Raw genomic sequence first — 14,236 nt, forward strand, 5'->3', positions numbered from 1 at the left:
TGATCGAATGGCATCGAACCGACTCGTCATCCCGCTGTCCCGCCGCGTGGCAATCGTCGCCGCGCTCGCGGCTTTCGCCGCGGCTTCGGGCGCACAGCCGCGGGGGGCCGGCAAGGCGCGGCTGGGCATCCTCAGCGCCTCGACCCCCGATCCGATCACCATGCGCGCGCAGATCGAACCGTTGCGCCGGGGGCTGCGCGAGCTGGGCCATGTGGAGGGGCGCAACCTGTCCATCGACATGCGGTGGGCCGAGGGAAAGTTCGATCGCCTGCCCGCGTTGCTGGATGAACTGCTCCGGCTCGACATCGACATCCTGATGACTACCAGCCCGCGCCCGGCGCTGCTCGCGAAGGAGAAAGTGAAGACCCTTCCAGTCATCGCGGTGGGCGTCGACGACCCGGTGAAGTCGGGACTGGTCGCCGACCATATACGCCCAGGCGGCAACATCACCGGCATTTCCGCCGCGTTCGACGGCCTCATGCAGAAGCGCCTGCAGCTCCTGAAGGACGTCCTGCCGACGGCGCGCCGCTTCGCCATCGTGTTCAACCCGAACACCGTGCCGCCGGAGGAACTGGCGCGGGGCGTGGCCAGGTGGGAACCGGCCATCGGCGTGGCGCTGCAGGTCGAGAAGGTGCGCGGGCCGGATGATTTCGAGCCCGCCTTCGCGTCCATCGTGGGCGCGGGCACGAACGCGGTCTCGCTCGTGGCCGACCCCATGATCTGGACCGAGCGCACCCAGCTCGGCGCGTTGTGCACGAAGCACCGCCTGCCGTCGGTCTGGGGTGGCGCGGCCTACCTCGATGCCGGCGGCCTGCTTTCCTACCAGGGCGACTGGTCCGCGCTCTTCTACCGCGCCGCCAGCTTCGTCGACAAGATCCTGAAGGGCACCAGGCCGGGCGACATCCCCTTCGAACAGGGCACCAAGCTGGAACTCGCCGTCAACCTCAAGGCGGCCAAGGCGCTCGGCCTGACCATTCCGCACAGCGTGCTGGTGAGCGCCGACCAGGTGATCGAATGACGCCGGGAGCCAGGTGATGACCCCGACCTTGAGCACCGTCCTGATCATCGAGGACAACGAAAAGAACATGAAGCTGGTGCGCGACATCCTCCGGCACGAGGGTTACGCCACGCTGGAGGCAGCGACCGGCCGCGAGGGCCTTCGCCTCGCACGCGAGGCGCCGCCCGACCTGGTGCTGATGGACATCCAGCTGCCCGACATCGACGGCATTGCCGTGCTGCGCGAGATCCGCCGCGACGCCGCGCTCGACGCCGTGCCCGTGCTCGCCGTGTCGGCCTCGGTGATGCCCGACGAGCAGCAGAAGGTCGTCAGCTCCGGCTTCGACGCCTTCATCACCAAGCCCATCCAGCTGCAGCAGTTTCGCGAGACGGTGCAGCGCATGATGAAGGAGGGGCGTCTGCGGCGATGACTTTCACTATTCTTGTCGTCGACGACACGCCGCTCAACGCCAAGCTCCTGGCCGACCTGCTCGGCGCCAAGGGCTACCGGCCGGTTATCGCCGCCTCCGGCCCCGAGGCGCTGCAGAAGCTGGCCGACGAGAAGCCCGACCTGGTGCTGCTCGACGTGATGATGCCGGGCATGAGCGGCTACGAGGTGTGCGCCGCGATCCGCGCCGATCCGGCCCACGCGATGCTCCCCGTCGTACTGGTCACCGCACTTGATCCGGCCAGGGAACGGGTGAAGGGCCTGGAGGCCGGCGCCGACGACTTCCTGAGCAAGCCGGTCGCGCAGGCCGAGCTGCTGGCGCGCGTGAAGTCGCTGCTTCGCATCAAGCAGCTCTACGACGAGGTCGAACGCCAGAGGAGCGCGCTGGCGGAGTGGAACCGCACGCTGGAGCAGCGGGTGCAAGAGGGCGTGCGCGAGCTCGAGCGCGTGGGCCGGCTGCGGCGCTTCTTCTCGCCGCAGCTCGCAGAGGCCATCGTCAACGGCGGCGCCGCCGATCCGCTCAAGAGCCATCGTTGCGAGATCACCGTCGTGTTCCTCGACCTGCGCGGCTTCACCGCCTTCACCGAGACCGCGGACCCGGAGGAAGTGATGGCCGTGCTGGCCGACTATCACGCGGCAATGGGGCAGCGCATCCTCGAGTTCGAGGGCACGCTGGAGCGCTTCACCGGCGACGGGATCATGGTCTTCTTCAACGACCCGGCACCGGTTCCCGACCCTGCCCTGCGCGCCGCGCGCATGGCCCTGGCGATGCAGGGCGACGTCGCGCTGCTGGCCGGGCGCTGGCGCAAGCGCGGGCACGCGCTGCAGATGGGCGTGGGCATCGCGCAGGGCTTCGCCACGCTGGGCGGCATCGGCTTTCCGGGGCGCATCGACTACGGTGCGATCGGCACCGTGACCAACCTCGCGGCGCGGCTATGCGGGGAGGCGCAGGGCGGCGAAATCCTGGTGTCGCAGCGCGTGTGGGGATCGATCGAAGGCAGCGTCGACGGCGAACCCGCGGGCCCGCTCGTGCTGAAGGGATTTGCACGGCCCGTGGAGGCGGTCCGCCTGCGCTGCAAAGTAGGCCATTAGTTGTATAGAGCGCGCCGTGTTTTGGGCGTACAACGTTTGCGCCCGAGGGGCCTGAGCGTCTGTCGGTGGACATGTTCAGTTTTCTGGGTTGATCGGCTTTGGCCCTGGTATCACCGCCCGTGGCGGGGCAAGGGGAAGATCATGAACAAACCTCTCGGTAAAGCCGTGCTCTGCGCTGGCGCAGCACTCGCGGCGCTGACGATCAGTTCTGCATGGGCCCACGAAGCGGGCCGAATGACTGGCGGTGGCAGCTTTTTCTGCCCCTACTACGGTGGGTCCCAAAGAGTGACCCACGGATTCGAGTTGCACTGCGGAACCGGCGGCGCGTTCGAAGGCGCCGATCCGGCGGAGCCCAACAACCTCCAGATCAACTTCTCCGGTGGCGACAACTTCCACCTGACCACGCTGACCAAAGGCCTCTGCAGCGACGACCCAGCCATCGACCAGAAACCGCCTACCGCGCCCTTCGACACCTTCGTGGGCGAAGGCACCGGAACCTTCAATGGCCAGCCCGCGACGATCAGCTTCACCTTCGTCGATGCCGGAGAGCCGGGCACATCGGACACTGCAAGCGTCGTCATCACCTCCGGGGCGATTGTGCTCAGTTGCACGGCTTCTCCGCTAACCTTCGGCAATCATCAGGCGCACAGGCTGACGGGCAACAAGCGGTAAGTGCGCCGCGCCAACCCAGGAGAGCTCCATGGTGGCCAGCGGAAACAGAAAGCATCGAGCGCGCCAGGCACGGGCAGGCCTGTGCCTGGCAACGCTTTTGCTGGCCCCAGCCGGCGCTTTGTCGGCGGCCGAGAGCGGCAAGGCGCCCTTCATCGATTCCGGCACGGGCCAGCAGCTCGACCGTGTCGATGCCGAGGGTACCGTGCCGGATTTCGCAAGCCCCGGCGGCGCGCTCTACAACCCGTTCAGCCCCGCGTTCGAGACGGCGGCGGCGACGATATCCAGCGCTACTGTGCAGGCGTCGCAGCAAAGCACCGACGGAACCCTCGGCCTGGTCACAACGACGGTCGCGGCTTTCATCGCTGCAGGCTGCCTGGGCCTTATCGTCCGCTTTCTGGTGGCGGGATAGGGTGGCCTTCGAGCGGGGCTGCAGCCTCGCCGGTCGCTGTGTTTCGCCTCGCGCGTTTGGAGGCGTTGTCCTATAGGGGTGCAGTGCCCCTCGCACGACGCTGGCTGCAGTTCAATCAAGGAGTTGGTCATGGGACTGCTTACCCAGATCCTCGGCGGCCTTGCCGGCAACGCGCTCGGTCGCCGTGGCGGTCAGCTCGGCGGCGGCGGTCGGTTCGGCGGCGGCGGCATGAGCCCCGTGCTGATGGCGCTGCTGCCGGTGGTGCTCGGCATGCTGAGCCAGCGCGGCCAGCAAGGAGGTGCCGGAGGCAGCGGGGGCCTCGGCGACCTTCTCGGCCAGCTCACGCAGCGGGGCTACGGCCGGCAGGCCGACTCCTGGGTCGGCACCGGCGCGAACGAAGCGCTGCCGCCCCACGCGATCGACGAGGTGCTGGGCCACGACCAGCTGCACCAGATCGCGCAGCAGGCGGGCATCGGCGACGACGAGGCACGCAGCGGCCTGTCCGAACTGCTGCCTGAAGTGGTCGACCATTTCACGCCCGGAGGCAGCCTGCCCGCAGGCGAGCAGCTCTCGGCGAGCGTGGACGACTATCTGCGGCGGCTCTCATAGCGGCTGCTCGCGCGGAGGCCGGTCGTGAGCCTCCTGAGCGATGCCTGGAGCCGCGTGCGGCGCGCCGTGTTGGCTGCGCCCGGACTGGGCGTCGTCGTGCTCGCAATACGCAACTACATCCAGCACCAGAGTGCAAACCAGGCGGGCAGCCTGGCGTTCTCGTGGGTGCTGGCGATGTTCCCGCTGCTGATCCTGGTGTCGGCCGCCGCTGCCTACGTCGGGCAGCCTGGCGACGTGGCGGCGCTGGCGCGGCGCGTGACGGACTATGCGCCGCAGCTGGTGCGCGACGCCATGCAGCCCGTCATCGACCAGGTGCTGGCGCAGCGCAACCAGGCCCTGCTGACCATCGGCGTGCTGGCTACGCTGTGGACGGCCTCTTCGGGCATGCAGGCGGTGCGCACGGCGCTCAACCGCTCGTACGGCATCGAGCGCGGCCTCTCGTTCTGGAAAGCGCGCCTGAAGGTCACGCTGTTCACCTGCGTCGTGGGGCTTGGAGTGCTGGCTGCGTTCAGCTCGGTGATCGTCATGCCCTACGTGTGGCAGCTGATAGAGGCCAGTGCCGGGGATCGGCAAGAGGCACTCTGGATGCACCGCAGCGTGCGTTACGGCCTGGCCTATCTGACGCTGACAGCGCTGTACGCGCTGCTGTACGGCTGGCTGCCCGACATTCCCCAGCGGCTGTACACCGTATTGCCGGGCGCCCTGGTGGGCGCGGCGCTGTGGGTGACGGCTGCCGCAACGCTGTCTTACACGCTGCGCACCGCCGGAAAGCTGGCACTGCTGTACGGGAGCTTTGCAGGGATGGTCGCGACGCTGGTGTTCCTGTACATCAGCGCCACCACGCTGATCTTCGGCGCCGAGATCAACGGCGTGCTTCGCGAGAAGGTGACGCCACCGGTCAATCGACCTGAATCTTCGCCTGCGTGAAAGGCGATGCGGATGGCCCGCATGCCGGAGGGACGAGCGGCGGCGCGGATCGTCCTACACCTTGATGCGCAAGCGGCCGGCACCAATGGCCGCCAGGGGTCGCATCTTGGGGTTCGGAAAGGACCGGCCATGAACACCAACAAGCTCCGAACCCTTTGCACCATGGCGGCGCTCGCCGCCTGCAGCGCGGCCTTCGTCGGCTGCACCACGACGCGCCCTGACGACCGCGCAAGCGCCACTTCGTCGCGTGCGTCCATCGATGCGCAGGTCGACGCCACCCTCTCCAAGCTCTACGACACCGTGCCGGATTCGCGCGAGCTGATCGCCAGGTCACGCGGCGTGCTCGTGTTCCCGTCGGTGGTTGGGGGAAGCCTGGGCATCGGCGCCGAGTACGGCCGCGGCGCGCTGCGCGTGGGCAACCGCACGCAGGCCTACTACAGCACGACGGCGGGCTCGATCGGCTTCCAGGCCGGTGGGCATTCGAGGGCGATCATCTATGTGTTCACCACCCAGGACGCGCTGGACAAGTTCCGCAACAGCAGGGGCTGGACGGCAGGGGTGGATGCCAGCGTCGCCGCTGCGACCGTCGGCGCCAACGGCAGGATCGACACCAACACGATGCGCCAGCCGGTCGTCGGCTTCGTGCTGACCAACGTGGGCCTGGAAGCCGGCGTTTCGCTCCAGGGCGCGAGGATCGCCGAGGTTCGGCTCTAGGGCCTGCGCCGCAGCCGGCGGCCTCGCAGGTCCCGCTGGTCCGATCACTCGGCGTCGCTATCGCCCGGGGATGTCTCCACCGGGCCTTCGAGCTCGTCGTCGACGTAAGCCATCAGCGCCTCGTTGCCGGCGTCGTAGGCCTCACGCCAGTTGTCGTAGGTCTCGTCGCCCGTCTCCAGGTCGAGCCAGACGGCTGGGTCGTCCGTGCTCTCCAGGAGGATCCAGTTGAAGTTGCCCGGACTCGGCCGGTCCACGAAAACGGCAAGACGGCGGTATTGGTCGGTCATGGGAAACAGGGTAGATCCGAGTGAACAAGAGCGCCAGAGGTAAACGCCTACAGCGGGCAAGCAGGCCGCGGGATCACTGGAGTAGCTTCGCCTTGGGCTGCGGTGCTATTCGCCTTCGGAGCGGCCGTGCGGCTCAAGGCCGCGCGGGGTCGGGATAGAACGGGCGCAGGCTCGCCGGGGCCGCGAAGGGGGCCCACCCCTCTTCCGGCTGCGACAACCGGTCTGCCACCGCATAGAACACCGCCGGGTGAACGCCCAGGCCCAGGTGGCTCGCCTCGACCTCGATGTTCTCTGTGAACGGCGTCGCTTCCTGGAAGCTGCTGCGCCAGGACACGATTCCGTCCGAGCGGCTGAAGATCGACGTGGCGGGCACCAGCGGCGTCGGCCGCACCCACTTCTGGCGCCTGGGGTCGTGGGCCGACCGGCCGCTCAGCAGCTCGTACACCTTGGCCGCGCGCGTGGCCTTCGGGCTGCCGTGCAGGGGGCTGCCCAGCGTGACCACGCCACGCACCGACTCGGGCGACTTCGAGGCCAGCATCCGCGCGAACACGCCGCCGAGGCTCCAGCCCACCAGGCTCACCCTGCTGCCCGAGCTTTCGTGCCGGCGGCGAAGCAAGTCCAGCAGGCCCTTTTCCACGCCCGGCCGAGGCCCGCAGTTGGTGCCGAGGCCCCAGCCTTCGACCGTGTAGCCCCGAGTCTCGAGGAACTTGCGGAGCATCTCCGTCGACCCGTCGCTCGCGCCGAGGCCGGGCAGCACGATCACCGTGTGGCCGTCGCCGCGAGGCGCGAACTGAAGCAGCGGCCAGAGCGCGAGCGTCGCGCCGGCTTCCCATACCGCCCGGCCTTCGGCCAGCAGCAGGAACTTGGAGGGCGGACGCGCCGCGGTGGCTGTGATTGGCATGTGGTTCTCCCGTTTCTGATCTGAAGCGGACAAAGGTAGGGCGCGAGCCAGGGAATCCGCTGGGACAGCAGCCATCCACTGCGTAGGCGGATTTGCCGTACTTGGATGAGCCATTGCCGCTATGTCTTTTGACATGAAGTGCGCCTTCGATGTCGCTCGGAGTGTTCATCGTCCTACTCGTGAGGCCGGCCTGCCGACTGTTTGATAGCTTCCACCATGCACCCCATCGTCCAGACCGCACTGCGGAGTTTGCAAGGCTTGGCTCACGCCAGGGTCGTCGAGCAATGCCGGCGGGTCGCCTGGTTGTCACGCGCGCACGCAGGGGCGGCCCGGTTGGAGGAACGCGCGCGCAGCGTGGTCGCATGGGAGAACCAGCTCACGATGCTGCGGCTGGCCATGACGCCGGAGGAGCGCGTCGAGCTGAAGATCAAGCGGGCGATCTACCTGCGCATGCTGCTGGACAGTGCGCCGGTGCGGCTGCAGCCTTGGGTGGATGAGGATGATCTGGCGGACATGCCGGCCTCGCATCTTTTTGAGTGGGTTGCGTATGACCTGGAGCGGCTCGAGCTGGATGAGATCGAGGCGACGCTGACGCCGCAGGAAGAGGCGCGGTATGTGAGGGCGGTGGTGGAGTTCAAGGGGTTTGAGTAGGTGGCTCTGCGTTTTTCGTAGAGCGGACACTGCGGCTTTCGTTCAGCACAGAGGGATGGAAGGTCCCTGTTCGTACAGCGTCACCCGAGGCGTGATCCGTTCGGTGCTGCCGTTGGAAGACAGGCGCTCGATTGGTCCCCTAGCAGTTCAGGTGTCTGCGGGTCTCTGCCTGTCTTGCTCGAGGCACTCTATTGGCGCTCGATCGCGGAGCATGAATTGGTGCGCACGCATTGAGCACTTGAGCGCCGCAATTCATGCGCACACGCACGGGGGTCAGCCAACGCTCCCGAATGATCGAGGCATACGCGGCCGAACTCGCGCTGACCTACCAGTCCAATTCCGGCAGTCGTTACTTCGGCTGCGCGGCTGGGTGCTTCGGCATGTTGTCCTTCGCCGCCGGATCGGTGCTGCGGGCATTGGCACGCGTTGCACTGTCCCGCGCGGCCGCGGATTCCTTGGAGGCGTCGCCCGATTGGTTCTGCTTGCGTGTGGCGTCAGGGGTGGCGCCGCTGGTGCCACCTGCCGGATGCGTGGGAGGGGTGGTCGGACTCGGTGTGGACGTTGCGTCGCTGCCGCCGGTCGCGGGGTGGGTGGGGGGTGCTCCCGTTGCTCCCGGTGCTCCCGTCTGGGCCGTGGCACAGAAGGATGCGAGCGCCAGGCAAGTCGCGGCGAGCGCGGTGTTGATCGTGGACATAGTGTTTCCTTGAAGCGAACTACGACTTCATTTGGCGCCTGCGACGGGCTCGTGCTGTGCGAGGTGGGCCCCGGTTGCTGTCGGAGGGACCCTACGCTGGGGAGCGCAGCAAGTGATCGGCCTGGAGCCTCCTCCGCAGTTCACTCACAAGGAGCGCCCTTGTTCAAGGTTTGGCCGCGGAGGTCGGCGCCTGGACGTTGGCGCATAGACTGCGCGCTCCATAACCTCAGGAGGTGACGCTGTGGCAATTCAACCGCTCGACACTGGTGCGGCGACGCTCTTCAATACTCACATGATCGATCTAGGGAACCGGATCGGGACGTTCTGCAACTTCCTGCTGCTCGTTGACGGAGGTATCCTGAGCATCACCATTGGCGCTTTCCTGAGCGACAAGCCGGTGCCCTCACTGGCGCCGTACGGCCTGTTCGCCATCCGCAATGGTTGGTACCTGCTGACCATCGGCATGATCCTAGCCCTCAGCATCACGTTCCTTGTGCTCCTTGGCCAGCTCGCCGTGCACAAGCAGTGGCGCGAATCCTTCAATCCCCAAGCCACGGAAGTGAGGATGATGAATGGGCCCCCATGGATCGGCAAAGCGATACGGATCGGCATCTGCCTGGCTTACGTCACGTCCATCCTCGGGATCGCGTGTGTCAGCTACGGAGCAGTTCAGACGCTTCGACTGCCGACCGCTGCACCCTGAGCTAGACAGCGTAATTGGGCCGCAGACCGAGATAACTATGCCTATGAACCTGAGCGGATACCTGAGCGCCTTCGCGGCCGAAAGACAGCGTATTCGCTTCACATGGACGACCTCGACTCTCAAGCCGCGCTGAACGAGGCTGCTGAGGTTGCGCTACTTGCGAAACGCCTAGGGTACACCCTAGGGACAGGCGTCACTTCCTTCAAAGGACGGGGTACGCGTGGACTGCCCTGGACAGTGATGGCAGGTCAACTCACGCCGTTGGAAAAGGACTGGCTGAAAGCTGCCGAAAAGCCTGAGGCGCTGGGCAAAGGTCAAGAAAGGCCCCCGGGCCGTTTTCATTCGGGGGCAAGAAGGTCAGGGGTCGATCTTGGAATCCCTCAAACTGTCGGGCGGTTCGTGTACGTTTGCGGACGCGCTTCGATTCGGCTAACCCTTCACGGTCATCGGAAGTGCGCGCGCGAAGGCGCATCCATTGCAGCATTAATCCGTTCAATGCTGCCGTTGGAAGACAGCCGGATGCACTGGTCGCCAATCGGCTCCGGCGTAGGAGGCTCCGGTCAAGGTGCTAGGAGTCCTCTACAGACGCTTGGTTACCGAACGTGAGTTGCGGCCTCGCCACTAGTCCTGGCTTGTTGCTGCACCGTAGATTCCGCCGTTGGAATTCGGGCGCTCGTGTGCCGACTGCCGTCTAGCGGAAGAAAATCCTCGAGTTCACTTCGCCGCAACGCCATCTTGCACATGCTGAACCTTTGCAGCGACTTCGTGGACCGCGGCTTCAACTTGCTCCTTGTTTCTAAATCCAAAGGGTATCCAGACGGAGGGCACAACCGCGGAAGCTGCGTCGAGATGGACGCGTTGATCATCAAAGAATATGTGAGGCTTAAACACCTCTAGGACGCGTCTCTTCTCAATCCCACCCATAAGGAAAAGCTCGGCTGCATTCATTCCCCAGTCGTCAAGTGTGGTTACCAAGCGTTCGTCTGCAGGGTGATTCCGTGCAGTCACGATTGCGACTCGCATCGCAGGCCTGTAGCTTCGGTCTTCCGCCGCCCTCTTGGCCTCCAAACGTTGAAAGTATCCGATTTTGGTGAACAGGTCATTAAGTGGCCCCGGGTCATGGGGGATTGCCGATTTTTCGACCTCGTGCTGGTGAAAGAGATCCAGTCTTCCGTCGCCATACACAATCTCAGCCTTGTCATCGGCAAGAACGCCATCAAAGTCAAACGCGATACGAAACTCGTGATCGCCCTCGTCGTCCTCTGCTGCGCCTGGAAGGACAAGTCCTGCGGGCAAGCCCGCCTCGGTCGCAGCGACGACGTCATCTGCATTGGCGCTTAGAAAGACAGCGGCATTGAACGGGCGAACGAAGGGATACGGGTCTTGACCTGAGAGAAACGCTCCCCTGGAAATGTCGAGTCGATATTCCTTACACGACCTAAAGAACCGGCGAGCGGTCTCAGGGCTGTTCCGAGAAAGGACCACTACTTCTACCGGCTTCTGGCTCGGATAAAGGTCATTTAGCGCGAGGAGCCGCTTCACAAATGGGAATGCGACACCCTTTGCAAGCCTCTCGTCCAGACGTTTTCGCTGGTAGTCTCGGTAGGCTTCGACGCCTTCCCGGTCATACACTCCGTTCGCCTCTTCCAGATCAAACACGGCACGACTGGAGACTGCAACCACCAACTTGCGATCGATCGGGTATGGCACGTCAGTTCCTTCTTAGCAGAGCTCACATACGAGGTGTAGGCTCACACAATATCGGCTTCGCAGCGAAAGTAGTCACAGAACTCGCTACTTGGAGTTCCGCTCGGGCCAGGGGCTGTCGCCCCATCGCCGATCCCCGACGTGCAATGCACGGCATACAGCGCGGCCCAGGGCAGTCAAGGACTTGTTAGGCCCCTTGCATGCTGTGCAACCGCAAGGATGTATGAGGCGTGATACGTGATCGCTTGGTACTTTCCCGGCGACCACTCGTTAGACTCCGCGAGGAGAGAAAGCACACGTTCCGTCTTCTCGCTGCTCGCTGTCCGGCGCTTTCCAGAAGACTCAGGAACGAAGAAGACAGCGCCGCCTTCAACTTCAACACGGAATGGCCTTCCCCTGACCCCGGTGTAAAGAACCTTGCCTCTGAGCAAGTGGCAGTGGCTACGGAACGAATCAAAGGTCTTCAGCATACGGCTAAGGTGAAAGGAGTTGATCGGCTAACGAGCTGAACGGCCGACCGTTTGCGCTCCGCTGGAGTGAGGACTATGCGTCGCCTTGCGCCGCCACCGAGTATGACCAGCCAAATCGGTGATCCTGTTAGCGCACGACTTTTGAAGCGTTGCAATCAGCAATCGAACGGCGAACGACTTCCCGTACGCAAACTCTTTAATGGATTTCTCATCCTCAGACCAAGCAAGAGTTGCAGATTCTCCACAACACCAGACAGATCAAGAGCAGCGCAGGCTGCAACGAATTCGAGCTCCAGGTCTTCAACCTTCATGGAGTTGAGTTCGGTCAGAATAGCCCTATCCACCGACACGTCCGCGTCTAACCTGACGTATTCACAGATCCTAGTGTTGACCATGAAGCTTCGCTCCTTCAGCGATTGAAGTACGTCGTCTGGTGGATTTTCGAACTGAAAACCACGCAACGCAACAGTGGTGCTCTCGTCGCACGGCAAGCGTCCTTAAGGCCCGACACCCAAGAGTCCCGAGCGACGCTGTAAGCAGACAGCCGCTCCGGATGATCAAAAGCAGGCGTGCGAAGGGCGAGCCAAGCCGGGACCGGTGAAGTGTGCATTTACGGCGCCAGATGTTCGAGATGAGCGGCAGCCGGTCGGAGTAGCCGATCAACTGTCCTCCCTACTGAGCTGTTAACCCTTGCCCGTTCGTCCATAGTGCCCAGCGATGGACTTTATTAGCAACTCAAGAGCAGACGTATAGTCGTGGCGAAAGTCCACATACCTCTTTGGGCGCAGAAGGGTTGGCACCTCGCAATCATCGAGCACAACCGGGATAACCGCCACCCGTCGTTCGCCTACTTCAGTCCAGTACTTCGCCTGCCACTCGTTCTCGACCCACTTTGATGCTACCGCTGCGCGAGAGAGGACAACAACCATAAGGTCTGCATTTTCAACTCCTGAGCCAACTCGTTCCACGATGGACTCGCCCGCGAGAATTTGCCATTCATCAAGCCAAGGTTGGTGACCCTTAGCAGCCAGATCAACTGCCAAGCCCCTAACAAACTGTTTGTCAATCGACGAGTGCGATATGAACACCTTGGCCCCATTGGGGCCTTTTTCAAACTGAGCGGAGAACATGCGATCGCTTAGTAGGTTTGACACGTATGCAAATTCTTCAAGCGCCGAGACTCGGGCCTCGCCGTCGACCGACCGCCCTCTGAATGGTGACAGCAGCCAGAACAGTTCATCAAATCGCGCCATCAACTGCCGGGTGTTTGGCGCGTCAAGATAGTGAACGGGAATGTAGGTGTAGTGCGCTGTGATCAGAGGGTGCGTGAACTTGACGATCGCATGCAACTTGCCCCCACGGACTGTGTCGTCGTCGAACTCGCCGATCCGGCCCTTGTGTTTACCGCGGAGCACTATCACAGGCCCGTAGTTGAACTCTTCGTCGCTGTAAGACATCAGTGAAGGCTAGATCGGCACCGGCTGGCCGCGGAAGAAGGCCTTGACGTTGTCCGGCGTGAAGTCGATGGCCTCGCCGCTGTTGTTGGCGTAGCCGAATGGTGAAGGTCGGCATGGTCGTACCCTGCGTGCGAAACGTCGGGTACATGAAGATCTCGTGGGTCTCGTTCCTTTCGGCGAGGGTGCCGACGCCCTAGGTGTACTTCAGGGTCTGGAGGGGCGCGTTCGCCTTGGGGGTGTACGCCACCATCGTGCTGCAGCCGCTCAGCGAGAGGGCGATGGCGATGACGGCGACGAGGGTCTTCGCGGATCTGCCGCGTTGTTGTCGTTCTTGGCTCGTGGGCACGGGGCGGGCCTCCGGTTGTTCTTATGAGGCCGCGATTGTTGGTGGAGCCTGGCCCTCGAGGCGAGGCACAAAGTCTCGCTTACGCAGGAAATCTATCGTCCAGGCTATTCGGCCAGCAGCGTCGTCATCGCACCGCCCTCCTCCTCCAAGGTGGCGGCGCAAGCGATTGGCGCAACATCGCCAGAAAAGCCGTAGCCCGCGCACTGCGCCCGAAGCGGGTGCCCAGCATGGCGACGACGTCGGCCGCAGGAACATCCCAGTTCGCAAGCACCCGCTTGAGCCGACCGGCTGCAAGATCGGCAGCGACGTTCCACTCCGACCGTATCGCGACGCCCCGCCCTGCCACCGCCCAGTCGCGCACCACTGCGCCGTCATTGCTGCACATGGTGGGACGGATGCGGACGGTCTCCGACTCGCGCGAAGCGTGCACGAAGCGCCACAGCGTGACGTCCTCGTCGTTCTCTCTCAGCACCAGGCATCGATGCCGCAACAAGTCTGAAGGCATCTGGATCGGCGAAGCACTGGCGAGATAGTCCGGGCTGGCGCAGAGGATGCGCCGGTTCGGTGCCAGCGTCGTGACGATCTGGTTCTGGGCACCCGGCGGTCCGATGTGGACGATGACGTCGCTGCTCTCGAGCAGGTGCGCGCCGGGATGGTCGGCAAGCTCCAGGGTCACCGTCACGCCAGGATGCGCCTTTGCAAACGCATCGACCACCGGTGCGACATGCACCCGGCCGAAGCCGTGCGGGGCGGCTATGCGCAGATGTCCGCTGACGGACTTCTTGCGATTGGCCAATGCCTCGGACAGCGCCTCCAGCGCATCGGCCACGATGGTGCCGTGCGATGCGACCAGATCGCCTTCGTCGGTGAGGACCAGCCTGCGGCCGGAACGGTCGATCAGCCGGATGCCGATCCGCGCTTCCAATGCTTGCAGGCGCTGGGTGACGGCCGGCGGCGTGACATCCATCTTCCGGGCAGCTTCAGCGAGCGACGCGGACTGGGCCAGAACGTTGAAGAAGCGCAGGTCCTCGGAGCTGATCATTCAGTGGCACCTTAACTCGCTATGCAGGTTCGATAAATTGTAGGTTCAGTCGATCAGGCGCAACATCCGGTCATCTCACTTGGGCGGCGCCGGTCCGCATCCGGCAGGCCG

The 14,236-nt window shown here is 64.1% G+C and carries 18 protein-coding genes; 10 read left to right on the forward strand and 8 right to left on the reverse strand.

The genetic code is table 11. The features are described from left to right. Positions 1–7: 7 nt before the first annotated feature. The 8 genes from ACMGEZ_RS13750 (at position 8) to ACMGEZ_RS13785 (ending at position 5,867) form a co-directional block, all read left to right on the forward strand. Complete coding sequence (locus ACMGEZ_RS13750) at positions 8–1,018, forward strand: ABC transporter substrate-binding protein (RefSeq protein ID WP_436822832.1); 1,011 nt, start codon at positions 8–10, stop codon at positions 1,016–1,018. A gap of 16 nt (positions 1,019–1,034) precedes the next feature. Beyond that, positions 1,035–1,427: a response regulator gene (locus ACMGEZ_RS13755; RefSeq protein WP_436822833.1), complete on the forward strand. Its 393-nt coding sequence runs from the start codon at positions 1,035–1,037 to the stop codon at positions 1,425–1,427. Continuing rightward, positions 1,424–2,536: an adenylate/guanylate cyclase domain-containing protein gene (locus tag ACMGEZ_RS13760; protein ID WP_436822834.1), complete on the forward strand. Its 1,113-nt coding sequence runs from the start codon at positions 1,424–1,426 to the stop codon at positions 2,534–2,536. The genes ACMGEZ_RS13755 and ACMGEZ_RS13760 overlap by 4 nt, the downstream gene beginning before the upstream one ends. Before the next feature lie 141 nt (positions 2,537–2,677). Beyond that, entirely contained in the window at positions 2,678–3,208 is a 531-nt protein-coding gene (locus tag ACMGEZ_RS13765; RefSeq protein WP_436822835.1) for a hypothetical protein, read from the forward strand. A 28-nt stretch (positions 3,209–3,236) separates the two neighbouring features. Then, entirely contained in the window at positions 3,237–3,617 is a 381-nt protein-coding gene (locus ACMGEZ_RS13770; RefSeq protein ID WP_436822836.1) for a hypothetical protein, read from the forward strand. A gap of 129 nt (positions 3,618–3,746) precedes the next feature. After that, positions 3,747–4,226: a YidB family protein gene (locus tag ACMGEZ_RS13775; RefSeq protein WP_436822837.1), complete on the forward strand. Its 480-nt coding sequence runs from the start codon at positions 3,747–3,749 to the stop codon at positions 4,224–4,226. A 24-nt stretch (positions 4,227–4,250) separates the two neighbouring features. Next, positions 4,251–5,153, forward strand: a complete 903-nt coding sequence (locus ACMGEZ_RS13780) for a YihY/virulence factor BrkB family protein (protein WP_436822838.1) — start codon at positions 4,251–4,253, stop codon at positions 5,151–5,153. Positions 5,154–5,282: 129 nt separating this feature from the next. Next, complete coding sequence (locus ACMGEZ_RS13785; protein WP_436822839.1) at positions 5,283–5,867, forward strand: BPSL1445 family SYLF domain-containing lipoprotein; 585 nt, start codon at positions 5,283–5,285, stop codon at positions 5,865–5,867. Between the two features lie 44 nt (positions 5,868–5,911). On the opposite strand, the gene ACMGEZ_RS13790 is transcribed toward ACMGEZ_RS13785, so the two are convergent. Together ACMGEZ_RS13790 and ACMGEZ_RS13795 are read right to left on the reverse strand one after the other, a co-directional pair. Next, positions 5,912–6,154, reverse strand: a complete 243-nt coding sequence (locus ACMGEZ_RS13790; protein ID WP_436822840.1) for a hypothetical protein — start codon at positions 6,152–6,154, stop codon at positions 5,912–5,914. A gap of 133 nt (positions 6,155–6,287) precedes the next feature. After that, the gene (locus ACMGEZ_RS13795; RefSeq protein ID WP_436822841.1) at positions 6,288–7,055 is read right to left on the reverse strand and encodes an esterase/lipase family protein; all 768 of its coding nucleotides are present in this window, start codon (positions 7,053–7,055) and stop codon (positions 6,288–6,290) included. Between the two features lie 216 nt (positions 7,056–7,271). On the opposite strand from ACMGEZ_RS13795, the gene ACMGEZ_RS13800 reads away from it, so the two are divergent. Next, on the forward strand, positions 7,272–7,706 hold the full coding sequence (locus tag ACMGEZ_RS13800) for a hypothetical protein (RefSeq protein ID WP_436822842.1): 435 nt from the start codon (positions 7,272–7,274) through the stop codon (positions 7,704–7,706). Between the two features lie 349 nt (positions 7,707–8,055). Here ACMGEZ_RS13800 and ACMGEZ_RS13805 read toward each other — a convergent pair whose 3' ends face one another. Beyond that, positions 8,056–8,400: a hypothetical protein gene (locus ACMGEZ_RS13805; protein WP_436822843.1), complete on the reverse strand. Its 345-nt coding sequence runs from the start codon at positions 8,398–8,400 to the stop codon at positions 8,056–8,058. 241 nt (positions 8,401–8,641) lie between these two features. Here ACMGEZ_RS13805 and ACMGEZ_RS13810 point away from each other — a divergent pair, with 241 nt between their 5' ends. Next, positions 8,642–9,103, forward strand: a complete 462-nt coding sequence (locus tag ACMGEZ_RS13810) for a hypothetical protein (RefSeq protein WP_436822844.1) — start codon at positions 8,642–8,644, stop codon at positions 9,101–9,103. 714 nt (positions 9,104–9,817) lie between these two features. On the opposite strand, the gene ACMGEZ_RS13815 is transcribed toward ACMGEZ_RS13810, so the two are convergent. The 5 genes from ACMGEZ_RS13815 to ACMGEZ_RS13835 all read right to left on the reverse strand — a co-directional run bounded on the left by ACMGEZ_RS13815 (position 9,818) and on the right by ACMGEZ_RS13835 (position 14,125). Continuing rightward, positions 9,818–10,813, reverse strand: a complete 996-nt coding sequence (locus ACMGEZ_RS13815; RefSeq protein ID WP_436822845.1) for a 5'-nucleotidase — start codon at positions 10,811–10,813, stop codon at positions 9,818–9,820. Between the two features lie 622 nt (positions 10,814–11,435). Continuing rightward, positions 11,436–11,591 (reverse strand): hypothetical protein, encoded by a 156-nt coding sequence (locus ACMGEZ_RS13820; protein ID WP_436822846.1) that lies wholly within the window; start codon positions 11,589–11,591, stop codon positions 11,436–11,438. A gap of 372 nt (positions 11,592–11,963) precedes the next feature. Further along, the gene (locus ACMGEZ_RS13825; protein ID WP_436822847.1) at positions 11,964–12,737 is read right to left on the reverse strand and encodes a toll/interleukin-1 receptor domain-containing protein; all 774 of its coding nucleotides are present in this window, start codon (positions 12,735–12,737) and stop codon (positions 11,964–11,966) included. A 193-nt stretch (positions 12,738–12,930) separates the two neighbouring features. Beyond that, positions 12,931–13,083, reverse strand: a complete 153-nt coding sequence (locus tag ACMGEZ_RS13830; protein ID WP_436822848.1) for a hypothetical protein — start codon at positions 13,081–13,083, stop codon at positions 12,931–12,933. A 124-nt stretch (positions 13,084–13,207) separates the two neighbouring features. After that, positions 13,208–14,125 carry a LysR family transcriptional regulator gene (locus ACMGEZ_RS13835; RefSeq protein WP_436822849.1) on the reverse strand — a complete coding sequence of 306 codons (918 nt, stop codon included), beginning with the start codon at positions 14,123–14,125 and terminating at the stop codon, positions 13,208–13,210. Positions 14,126–14,236 lie beyond the last annotated feature (111 nt).

The sequence above is a fragment of the Variovorax stachyos genome (genome assembly GCF_051400855.1).
Classification (GTDB): domain Bacteria; phylum Pseudomonadota; class Gammaproteobacteria; order Burkholderiales; family Burkholderiaceae_C; genus Variovorax.

Bases quoted from the DNA above. Each gene is read 5' to 3' on its own strand.
- ACMGEZ_RS13750 (WP_436822832.1), top strand. From the start codon at position 8: ATGGCATCGAACCGACTCGTCATCCCGCTGTCCCGCCGCGTGGCAATC.
- ACMGEZ_RS13755 (WP_436822833.1), top strand. From the start codon at position 1,035: ATGACCCCGACCTTGAGCACCGTCCTGATCATCGAGGACAACGAAAAG.
- ACMGEZ_RS13760 (WP_436822834.1), top strand. From the start codon at position 1,424: ATGACTTTCACTATTCTTGTCGTCGACGACACGCCGCTCAACGCCAAG.
- ACMGEZ_RS13765 (WP_436822835.1), top strand. From the start codon at position 2,678: ATGAACAAACCTCTCGGTAAAGCCGTGCTCTGCGCTGGCGCAGCACTC.
- ACMGEZ_RS13770 (WP_436822836.1), top strand. From the start codon at position 3,237: ATGGTGGCCAGCGGAAACAGAAAGCATCGAGCGCGCCAGGCACGGGCA.
- ACMGEZ_RS13775 (WP_436822837.1), top strand. From the start codon at position 3,747: ATGGGACTGCTTACCCAGATCCTCGGCGGCCTTGCCGGCAACGCGCTC.
- ACMGEZ_RS13785 (WP_436822839.1), top strand. From the start codon at position 5,283: ATGAACACCAACAAGCTCCGAACCCTTTGCACCATGGCGGCGCTCGCC.
- ACMGEZ_RS13790 (WP_436822840.1), bottom strand. From the start codon at position 6,154: ATGACCGACCAATACCGCCGTCTTGCCGTTTTCGTGGACCGGCCGAGT.
- ACMGEZ_RS13795 (WP_436822841.1), bottom strand. From the start codon at position 7,055: ATGCCAATCACAGCCACCGCGGCGCGTCCGCCCTCCAAGTTCCTGCTG.
- ACMGEZ_RS13800 (WP_436822842.1), top strand. From the start codon at position 7,272: ATGCACCCCATCGTCCAGACCGCACTGCGGAGTTTGCAAGGCTTGGCT.
- ACMGEZ_RS13805 (WP_436822843.1), bottom strand. From the start codon at position 8,400: ATGTCCACGATCAACACCGCGCTCGCCGCGACTTGCCTGGCGCTCGCA.
- ACMGEZ_RS13820 (WP_436822846.1), bottom strand. From the start codon at position 11,591: ATGAAGGTTGAAGACCTGGAGCTCGAATTCGTTGCAGCCTGCGCTGCT.
- ACMGEZ_RS13825 (WP_436822847.1), bottom strand. From the start codon at position 12,737: ATGTCTTACAGCGACGAAGAGTTCAACTACGGGCCTGTGATAGTGCTC.
- ACMGEZ_RS13835 (WP_436822849.1), bottom strand. From the start codon at position 14,125: ATGATCAGCTCCGAGGACCTGCGCTTCTTCAACGTTCTGGCCCAGTCC.